Source organism: Klebsiella sp. Sb-30, assembly GCF_057652795.1.
In genome coordinates this window covers 5,106,825-5,117,450 of record NZ_CM172749.1, presented here as the reverse complement: position 1 = coordinate 5,117,450, position 10,626 = coordinate 5,106,825, and the positions used below count along the sequence as shown (strand labels likewise).

7 protein-coding genes are annotated in these 10,626 nt (G+C 54.1%); 2 read left to right on the top strand and 5 right to left on the bottom strand.

Annotation, left to right across the window (positions count from 1 at the left end):
* Nucleotides 1-68: 68 nt before the first annotated feature.
* Nucleotides 69-4,292, top strand: a complete 4,224-nt coding sequence (gene rpoC, locus AC236I_RS23885) for a DNA-directed RNA polymerase subunit beta' (RefSeq protein ID WP_015585387.1) — start codon at nucleotides 69-71, stop codon at nucleotides 4,290-4,292.
* Nucleotides 4,293-4,704: 412 nt separating this feature from the next.
* Entirely contained in the window at nucleotides 4,705-6,045 is a 1,341-nt protein-coding gene (locus AC236I_RS23880; protein WP_004118421.1) for an anaerobic C4-dicarboxylate transporter, read from the top strand.
* A gap of 50 nt (nucleotides 6,046-6,095) precedes the next feature.
* Here the strand turns inward: AC236I_RS23880 and AC236I_RS23875 are convergent, their stop codons facing one another.
* The 5 genes from AC236I_RS23875 to thiG form a co-directional block, all read right to left on the bottom strand.
* Nucleotides 6,096-6,404 (bottom strand): PTS lactose/cellobiose transporter subunit IIA, encoded by a 309-nt coding sequence (locus AC236I_RS23875; protein WP_004118423.1) that lies wholly within the window; start codon nucleotides 6,402-6,404, stop codon nucleotides 6,096-6,098.
* 3 nt (nucleotides 6,405-6,407) lie between these two features.
* Nucleotides 6,408-6,713, bottom strand: a complete 306-nt coding sequence (locus tag AC236I_RS23870) for a PTS sugar transporter subunit IIB (RefSeq protein ID WP_004118425.1) — start codon at nucleotides 6,711-6,713, stop codon at nucleotides 6,408-6,410.
* Nucleotides 6,714-6,885: 172 nt separating this feature from the next.
* Complete coding sequence (locus AC236I_RS23865; RefSeq protein ID WP_032718527.1) at nucleotides 6,886-8,418, bottom strand: sensor domain-containing diguanylate cyclase; 1,533 nt, start codon at nucleotides 8,416-8,418, stop codon at nucleotides 6,886-6,888.
* A 306-nt stretch (nucleotides 8,419-8,724) separates the two neighbouring features.
* Nucleotides 8,725-9,858 carry a 2-iminoacetate synthase ThiH gene (gene thiH, locus AC236I_RS23860; RefSeq protein WP_487608658.1) on the bottom strand — a complete coding sequence of 378 codons (1,134 nt, stop codon included), beginning with the start codon at nucleotides 9,856-9,858 and terminating at the stop codon, nucleotides 8,725-8,727.
* Complete coding sequence (gene thiG / locus AC236I_RS23855; protein WP_004118434.1) at nucleotides 9,855-10,625, bottom strand: thiazole synthase; 771 nt, start codon at nucleotides 10,623-10,625, stop codon at nucleotides 9,855-9,857. The genes thiH and thiG overlap by 4 nt, the downstream gene beginning before the upstream one ends.
* Nucleotide 10,626: the final 1 nt, after the last annotated feature.

Below are 10,626 nucleotides of genomic sequence, written 5' to 3'. Positions count from 1 at the left end.
CAAACAGGTCACTGGTGCCGGGGTAACCCCCGGCGCCAGATTGTGCTAACTCCGACGGGAGCAAATCCGTGAAAGACTTATTAAAGTTTCTGAAAGCGCAAACTAAAACCGAAGAGTTTGATGCGATCAAAATTGCTCTGGCATCGCCAGACATGATCCGTTCATGGTCTTTTGGTGAAGTTAAAAAGCCGGAAACCATTAACTACCGTACGTTCAAACCAGAGCGTGACGGCCTTTTCTGCGCCCGTATCTTTGGGCCGGTAAAAGATTACGAGTGCCTGTGCGGTAAGTACAAGCGCCTGAAACACCGTGGTGTTATCTGTGAGAAGTGCGGCGTTGAAGTGACCCAGACCAAAGTGCGTCGTGAGCGCATGGGCCACATCGAACTGGCCTCTCCGACCGCCCACATTTGGTTCCTGAAATCGCTGCCGTCCCGTATCGGCCTGCTGCTGGATATGCCGCTGCGCGATATCGAACGTGTTCTGTACTTCGAATCCTATGTGGTTATCGAAGGCGGAATGACCAACCTGGAACGTAATCAGATCCTGACTGAAGAGCAGTATCTGGATGCGCTGGAAGAGTTTGGTGACGAATTCGATGCGAAGATGGGTGCGGAAGCTATTCAGGCCCTGCTGAAAAGCATGGATCTGGAGCAAGAGTGCGAGCAGCTGCGTGAAGAGCTGAACGAAACTAACTCCGAAACCAAACGTAAAAAGCTGACCAAGCGTATCAAGCTGCTGGAAGCGTTCGTTCAGTCTGGCAACAAGCCGGAGTGGATGATCCTGACCGTTCTACCGGTTCTGCCGCCAGATCTGCGCCCGCTGGTACCGCTGGATGGTGGTCGTTTCGCGACTTCTGACCTGAACGATCTGTATCGTCGCGTCATTAACCGTAACAACCGTCTGAAACGTCTGCTGGATCTGGCTGCGCCGGATATCATCGTACGCAACGAAAAACGTATGCTGCAGGAAGCGGTTGACGCCCTGCTGGATAACGGTCGTCGCGGTCGTGCGATCACCGGTTCTAACAAGCGTCCTCTGAAATCTTTGGCCGACATGATCAAAGGTAAACAGGGTCGTTTCCGTCAGAACCTGCTCGGTAAGCGTGTTGACTACTCCGGTCGTTCTGTTATCACCGTAGGTCCATACCTGCGTCTGCATCAGTGCGGTCTGCCGAAGAAAATGGCGCTGGAGCTGTTCAAACCGTTCATTTACGGCAAGCTGGAACTGCGTGGCCTGGCCACCACCATCAAAGCCGCGAAGAAAATGGTTGAGCGCGAAGAAGCGGTTGTCTGGGATATCCTGGACGAAGTTATCCGCGAACACCCGGTACTGCTGAACCGTGCACCAACCCTGCACCGTTTGGGTATCCAGGCATTTGAACCGGTACTGATCGAAGGTAAAGCTATCCAGCTGCACCCGCTGGTTTGTGCGGCCTATAACGCCGACTTCGATGGTGACCAGATGGCTGTTCACGTACCGCTGACGCTGGAAGCCCAGCTCGAAGCGCGTGCGCTGATGATGTCTACCAACAACATCCTGTCCCCGGCGAACGGCGAACCAATCATCGTTCCGTCTCAGGACGTTGTACTGGGTCTGTACTACATGACCCGTGACTGTGTTAACGCCAAAGGCGAAGGCATGGTGCTGACTGGCCCGAAAGAAGCGGAGCGTATTTATCGCGCCGGTCTGGCCTCTCTGCATGCGCGCGTTAAAGTGCGTATCACCGAATACGAAAAAGATGAAAACGGCCAGTTCGTTGCGAAAACCAGCCTGAAAGACACGACCGTTGGCCGTGCGATTCTGTGGATGATCGTGCCGAAAGGTCTGCCGTTCTCTATCGTGAACCAGGCGCTGGGTAAGAAAGCCATCTCTAAGATGCTGAATACCTGCTACCGTATTCTGGGCCTGAAACCGACCGTTATTTTTGCGGACCAGACGATGTACACCGGCTTTGCTTATGCAGCGCGTTCAGGTGCATCCGTTGGTATTGATGACATGGTCATCCCGGAGAAAAAACACGAGATCATCTCTGAGGCGGAAGCCGAAGTTGCTGAGATCCAGGAACAGTTCCAGTCCGGTCTGGTTACCGCGGGCGAACGCTATAACAAAGTTATCGATATCTGGGCTGCGGCGAACGATCGTGTATCCAAAGCGATGATGGATAACCTGCAAACCGAAACCGTGATTAACCGTGACGGCGTCGAAGAGCAGCAGGTTTCCTTCAACAGCATCTACATGATGGCCGACTCCGGTGCGCGTGGTTCTGCGGCACAGATTCGTCAGCTGGCGGGTATGCGTGGTCTGATGGCGAAGCCGGATGGCTCCATCATCGAAACGCCAATCACCGCGAACTTCCGTGAAGGTCTGAACGTACTCCAGTACTTCATCTCTACTCACGGTGCGCGTAAAGGTCTGGCGGATACCGCACTGAAAACAGCGAACTCCGGTTACCTGACCCGTCGTCTGGTTGACGTTGCCCAGGATCTGGTTGTCACTGAAGATGACTGTGGCACCCTGGAAGGCATCACCATGACCCCGGTTATCGAGGGTGGCGATGTTAAAGAGCCGCTGCGCGATCGCGTACTGGGTCGTGTGACCGCTGAAGACGTTCTGAAGCCGGGTACCGCGGACATTCTGGTTCCACGCAACACGCTGCTGCACGAGCACTGGTGTGACCTGCTGGAAGAGAACTCCGTTGACTCCGTCAAAGTGCGTTCCGTTGTATCCTGTGACACCGACTTTGGTGTATGTGCGCACTGCTACGGTCGTGACCTGGCGCGTGGCCACATCATCAACAAAGGTGAAGCAATCGGCGTTATCGCGGCACAGTCCATCGGTGAGCCGGGTACACAGCTGACGATGCGTACGTTCCACATCGGTGGTGCGGCATCTCGTGCGGCTGCTGAATCCAGCATTCAGGTGAAAAACAAGGGTAGCATCAAGCTGTCTAACGCCAAGTCGGTTGTGAACTCCGCTGGCAAGCTGGTTGTGACCTCGCGTAACACCGAACTGAAGCTGATCGACGAATTCGGTCGTACTAAAGAAAGCTATAAAGTGCCTTACGGCGCCGTTATGGCGAAAGGCGATGGCGAGCAGGTTGCCGGCGGTGAAACCGTGGCAAACTGGGATCCGCACACCATGCCGGTTATCTCTGAAGTTAGTGGTTTCATCCGCTTTACTGACATGATTGACGGCCAGACCATTACCCGTCAGACCGACGAATTAACCGGTCTGTCTTCGCTGGTGGTTCTGGATTCTGCAGAACGTACCGCGGGCGGTAAAGATCTGCGTCCAGCGCTGAAAATTGTTGATGCACAGGGCAACGACGTTCTGATCCCAGGTACCGATATGCCTGCTCAGTACTTCCTGCCGGGCAAAGCGATTGTCCAGCTGGAAGATGGCGTACAGATCAGTGCGGGTGACGCTCTGGCGCGTATTCCTCAGGAATCCAGCGGTACCAAGGACATCACCGGTGGTCTGCCGCGCGTTGCGGACCTGTTCGAAGCACGTCGTCCGAAAGAGCCGGCTATCCTGGCGGAAATCAGCGGTATCATTTCCTTCGGTAAAGAAACCAAAGGCAAACGTCGTCTGGTTATCACTCCGTTAGACGGCAGCGATCCGTACGAAGAGATGATTCCGAAATGGCGTCAGCTGAACGTGTTCGAAGGTGAACGTGTAGAACGTGGTGATGTGGTTTCCGACGGTCCGGAAGCACCGCACGACATTCTGCGTCTTCGTGGCGTACACGCGGTAACGCGTTATATCACCAACGAAGTACAGGACGTTTACCGTCTGCAAGGCGTTAAGATTAACGATAAGCACATCGAAGTTATCGTTCGTCAGATGCTGCGCAAAGCGACCATCGAAAGCGCAGGTAGCTCCGACTTCCTGGAAGGCGAACAGGTTGAATACTCCCGCGTCAAGATTGCTAACCGCGATCTGGAAGCGAACGGCAAAGTGGCGGCGACTTACTCCCGCGACCTGCTGGGTATCACCAAAGCGTCTCTGGCAACCGAGTCGTTCATCTCTGCCGCATCGTTCCAGGAGACCACGCGTGTCCTGACCGAAGCAGCCGTTGCGGGCAAACGCGACGAACTGCGCGGCCTGAAAGAGAACGTTATCGTCGGTCGTTTGATCCCGGCGGGTACCGGCTATGCGTACCACCAGGATCGTATGCGCCGCCGCGCCGCGGGCGAACAGCCTGCAGCACCTCAGGTGAGCGTGGAAGAAGCTTCTGCTAACCTGGCAGAACTGCTGAACGCAGGTCTGGGCGGTTCCGACAACGATTAATCGTTGACGCTACGCTTAAAAAGCCAGTCAGGTCTCCTGACTGGCTTTTTTATTATCCCGACATCTGCCACGATAATATCCGCTTCCGTCCCCTCATAATGAATTACATTCCATTAATATTTCCCCCTCAATTAAGCAGCAAACAATTCATATAAAAGTTGGCTGGCTGTTTTTTCTTAATACCCACACTTATTGATGGGTAAAAATTCTACACGTATCAAAAAATCAGCAAATCAAAGGCGATATAGTCAAAAAGTCCAATTAATCATGTGATTACTTTTTCTTTTATCTTCGGGTTCATAAAGCCGAGGAGGGCGGTTTATACCCGTAAAACGCGATGCGGGAGATGGCTAAATAATACGGCAGCAGAAGATAAGTCTTTTGATTTTCATAGCCAGGGGCTGGGGGATGCATGGAATTCGCAATACAACTCATCATTATCTTAATTTGTCTCTTTTATGGTGCCAGAAAGGGCGGTATCGCACTGGGTCTTTTAGGCGGTATCGGGCTGGTTATTTTGGTCTTTGTCTTTCATCTTCAGCCGGGTAAGCCACCGGTTGATGTGATGCTGGTGATTATTGCGGTTGTTGCCGCTTCGGCGACGCTTCAGGCTTCCGGCGGGTTAGATGTGATGCTGCAGATCGCTGAGAAACTTCTGCGGCGCAATCCAAAATATGTCTCCATTGTGGCTCCTTTCGTCACCTGTACGCTGACCATTCTTTGCGGCACCGGCCACGTGGTTTATACGATTTTGCCGATTATTTATGACGTCGCTATCAAGAACAATATTCGTCCCGAGCGCCCGATGGCGGCCAGCTCCATTGGCGCACAGATGGGGATTATCGCCAGTCCGGTGTCCGTAGCGGTGGTGTCACTGGTGGCGATGCTGGGCAATTTTACCTTCAACGGTAAGCATCTCGAATTTCTCGATCTGCTGGCTATTACCATTCCCTCTACGCTGCTGGGGATTCTGGCAATCGGTATTTTTAGCTGGTTTCGCGGTAAAGACTTAGATAAAGACGACGCGTTTCAGGCTTTCATCTCAACGCCGGAAAACCGTCATTATGTTTATGGCGATACGGCAACGCTGCTGGATCGAAAACTGCCGACCAGTAACTGGGTCGCCATGTGGATCTTCCTGGCGTCGATTGCCGTGGTTGCCGTTCTGGGGGCCTTCTCCGAACTGCGCCCGGCATTCAACGGCAAGCCGCTGTCGATGGTACTGGTGATTCAGATGTTCATGCTGCTCTCCGGCGCACTCATCATCATCATCACCAAAACTAACCCGGCGTCGATTTCTAAGAATGAGGTTTTCCGCTCGGGGATGATCGCCATTGTGGCGGTGTACGGTATTGCCTGGATGGCGGAAACGATGTTCGGCGCGCACATGACGGAGATTAAAGGCGTGCTCGGCGAAATGGTGAAGGAGTATCCGTGGGCCTATGCCATCGTACTGCTGCTGGTCTCCAAGTTTGTCAATTCCCAGGCCGCAGCGCTGGCGGCGATTGTCCCGGTGGCGCTGGCGATTGGCGTCGATCCGGCCTACATTGTCGCCTCCGCGCCAGCCTGCTATGGCTATTATATTCTGCCAACCTACCCGAGCGACCTGGCGGCGATTCAGTTCGATCGCTCAGGGACGACGCATATCGGCCGCTTTGTGATTAACCATAGCTTTATTCTGCCGGGGCTCATTGGCGTCAGCGTTTCGTGCGTGTTTGGCTGGGTCTTCGCCGCGCTTTACGGCTTCTTGTAATAAAAAAAGCAGGTGCCTGGCGGGCACCTGCTATTCACTGCGTTTATTGACTACGCGGTGCGACGATACAGTTCAATCATATCGGTTGCCAGATCCTGTATCACCATGGCATTCATCAGATGATCCTGGGAGTGAACGGTAATCAGGTTCACCGGCAGCTTACCTGTGCCTTCATCGAGACCGATGAGCTGGGTCTGGATTTTATGCGCATGCTTCACAAACTCATGTGATTCTGCCATTGCCTGCTCAGAAGCCGCAAAATCACCTTTGCGGGCCAGCTGCAGAGCCGTTAATGCCGAACTGCGGGCAGAACCCGCATTCACCAACAGCTCCATAATGATCGTTTCTAAATCTTCCATGACTTACTCCATCAACTTCAGGGCTTTATCGAGAACAGCATCGCCTTTCATCATGCCGTAATCCATCATATCGATAACGGCGACTTTTTTACCAAACGGGTCGGCCAGCGCCTGGAGCTTAGCTTGCTCGTACTTCACCTGAGGACCGAGCAGGATAATATCGGCAGTAGCAAGATTATCTTTAAACTCGGCAACCGGTACGGCTTTGATGGAGACTTCCACACCTTTCTGTTGTGCCGCGGCCTGCATGCGTTGAACCAGCATGCTGGTGGACATTCCAGCGGCGCAGCATAAAACGATATTCTTCATAGTTGATGGCCCTTATGTTCCCTTGATGCATCATCTTTATCGCGGGCCGACAGACACGACAACCGCTTTGCCGTGATTGTGTGTAAGGCATCACAAAATAATGAAACCGGTTTCGGTTTTAGGGTTGAAAACAGTAAAATCCGGGCTGACGGGCCTGCAGATGCAGGTGGTTTTAAGCGCGGACGATACGGTTTTTGCCCTGCTGCTTGGCTTTATAAAGCGCTTCATCAACGCTCACCACTAGCTGCTCCAGAGGCTCCATATTCCATTCGCCCAGGCCCGCGCTGAAGGTTACCATCAGTCCTTCTTCACGCCAGGTGCGTTGGGCAATGCTGAGTCGCCAGCTTTCCAGTATCGCCGGCGCATTGGCAATATGCTCGCCGGTGAAAATCACGGCAAACTCTTCGCCGCCATAGCGGTAGAGTGAAATATTCTGAGGTTGCAGGATTTGCAGTCCTTCACGTGCGACGTTGCGTAAAACAATATCGCCGTTGAGGTGACCCCAGGTGTCGTTAATCGATTTGAAGTTATCGATATCGACCAGGGCCAGCGCGAAAGGTTGATGATCGTTCATTAGCGCGGCGGTATCGCTGTCGAAGGCGCGGCGGTTTTTACAGCCGGTGAGCGCATCGATGGTAGCCTGGCGGACATAGATCAGTTCGCGCTGTTTATTACTTTCGATGGCTTTACTCAGCATCGCTTCCAGCCGCGGAGCACGGTTAACGTCGCCGGTTTTAATCGCGTTGATGATATTCATCAGCACCGTGTGGGATGCGTGGCGCAGATAGAGGCCAAAGAGAATAATCACAATGGCGGCCAGGGCAAACCCCCAAAGCACGATATCGGTTTCATACCGGGTTAAATCGACCAGCGTGGTGTTATCCACGCGGTAGATGACAAACCAGTCTGGATTGGTGAACGAATAATAGTAATACCAGATGCCCTTTTTCTCGTCATACAGCTGACCCTCGGCGCTGGTCATTTTGTCCATGAGATCGTCGCGGACATAGGGTTTAAAAAGCGCGCCGGTATCCGGATGGAGTACGACTTTCCCGTCGCGCTGCACGACGAAAAACTCGCCCTGAACAGGTGCGACCATCTGGCGTAAAGCGTATCCCATTGAGGTCAGATCCAGATGAAATGCGAGGCTGCCTTTGAGCCGGCCTTCCGGTGAGATGACCGGTTTGTAGAGCGTAATGGTCGGATGCTGTGTAAAGAAATCCAGATAGGGACTGGTATAGTGGCTGAAAGTACTGGCCTCCGCCTGTTTGATAAACCACGGTCTGGACTTCGGATCGAAGGCGCGGCTGTTATCATTTTCCAGCACTTCAGGCGCCCGGAGGTAATGGCCCTGGGTATCCGCCAGCGAAATAGAAGAGACGGTTGGCATCAGCTCCTGCAGCTGCATTAATTCCTGCAACCCACTTTGCGGATCGATATTAATGGCCTGATTTAACTTATCGTTGTTCGCAAAGAACTTAGTTGCCCTGGCGAGGATATAATCATTTCCACGCAGCAGCGATTCCGTATAGTTCACGGCCAGGTTATGGGTGAAATTGCGATTAACGTGGTGATAGTCCTCGAGAAAGTTCTGTCTCTGCGTCGTGGTGACGAATACGGCGATCAGCAAAAAGCTGAGTAAAATCCCGGCAAAGCCAATAAGAATTGGCATAGTAAAAGAGAGCTTTCTACTGTGACGAGCCATGTGTTTTAAATCGTTCCAGAAGGTTTTTTCCATGGGAAGAAGCGCAGGATTAGTCGCAATGCCTGGCAAGCGAATCAGATGTTGCCTGGTTAATTATAACTGTGGCCAGCGGGAGGATGGGATTTATCTTCGATCGTGAGAGCTATGAATGCGATGAAGCAGGGCGAAAATGAGGAAGAGAAGTTTCGCCCTGGTCAGCATCCGCTGCTGACCAGGGCAGAATAGAGAAACGGAAATATGACCACAATCTCCCGTTTCTCTCATTACGATCGTCCACGAAGAACGTTTACGACGTTACATTCCTCATCATGATGAGCGGGAAGCGCGTCCCAGCCAGCTATCCCAGTCTTTCCATACCGGCTGCAGTCCGCTGGCTACCAGCGCGCTGGCAACCTCTTCCGGGCGACGGTCATCGTGAGGCGCGAACTGCTCCAGCTCCGGATGGTTATCGGCATACCCGCCGGGCTGCGTTTTCGAAAATGCACTGATGTTGTTGATGGCCAGCGGGATCACCCGATCGCGGAACCAGGGGGATTCACGGGTGGAGAGCGAGAGCTCCACTTCCGGGGCCAGCAGGCGGAAGGCGCAAATGGTTTGCACCAGCTGCCGTTCATCCATTAATGAGGCGGGCTCGATGCCCCCGGCGCAAGGGCGTAATCGCGGAAAGGAGATGGAGTAGCGGCTGCGCCAGTAGCGTTGCTGGAGCCACAGCAGATGTTCCGCCACCATAAAGCAATCCACGCGCCAGCTGTCGGAGAGGCCAATTAATGCGCCAAGGCCAATCTTATCAATTCCCGCCTCTCCAAGCCTGTCCGGCGTATCCAGTCGCCAGAAAAAATCCTGCTTTTTGCCTTTCAGATGATGTTTCGCATACATACTTTCATGATAGGTCTCCTGATAGACCATCACGCCGTCCAGCCCGAGGGTTTTCAGCTCGGCATACTCCGCCATCGCCAGCGGCTGGACCTCCATATGCAGCGAGGCGAACTGGCGGCGAATCGCGGGCAGATGCTGGCGAAAATAGTCCATGCCGACTTTGCTTTGATGTTCGCCGGTCACCAGCAGCAGATGCTCAAAGCCCATTTCGCGGATCGCCGCGCATTCACGGGCAATTTCCGCCTCATCCAGAGTCTTGCGCTTGATACGGTTACTCATTGAGAAACCGCAGTAGGTACAATCGTTGGCGCACAGATTAGAGAGATACAGCGGGACATAAAAGCTGACGGTATTACCAAAACGCTGGCGAGTCAGGCGCTGCGCACGCTGCGCCAGCGGCTCCAGATAACCCGCGGCGGCAGGAGAGAGCAGGGCCATCATATCGTCGCGGCTGAGCTGTTTTGCCGCCAGGGCGCGTTCAACGTCGGCGGGGGTTTTACTGTTGATACGCAGGCGAATATCGTCCCAGTCCAGCTGCCGCCAGCGGTCAGTGAAGGTATTCATACCAGCGCCTCCAGAAAGCCGGTCAGTGGGCTGGTGGCCTGCGCCTGCGCGCTGCGCGTCCCCGGGCCAGCCTGTCGCGCCAGCAATCCGGCATCAATCGCCAGGCGGAAAGCCCGGGCCATGGTGACCGGGTCGTCGGCGACGGCGATGGCGGTATTCACCAGTACCGCGTCGGCACCCATTTCCAGCGCCTGAGCTGCATGGCTCGGCACGCCAATACCGGCATCAACCACCACAGGTACCGTGGCCTGCTCGATAATAATTTCCAGCATCGCTCTGGTTTCCAGCCCCTGGTTGGAACCGATCGGCGCGCCGAGTGGCATCACCGCCGCGCAGCCCGCCTCTTCCAGACGCTTGCACAGTACCGGATCGGCGCCGCAGTAGGGCAGCACCACAAAGCCTTCCCGTACCAGAATTTCTGCCGCTTTCAGCGTTTCAATCGGATCGGGGAGCAGCCAGCGCGCATCCGGATGGATTTCCAGCTTCAGCCAGTGGGTACCCAACGCTTCCCGCGCCAGACGGGCGGCAAATACGGCTTCTTCTGCCGTTTTGGCCCCGGAGGTATTGGGCAGCAGGCTCACGCCAGCCGCCAGTAGCGGTGCGAGGATAGCGTCATTATGCTGACGTAAATCGACGCGCTTCATTGCCAGCGTCACCAGCTGACTGCCGGAGGCGCGAATGGCCTCCACCATCACGTCGGGAGCGGCGAATTTACCGGTACCGGTGAAAAGATGTGATTCAAATGTTTTATCCGCAATACGTAACATG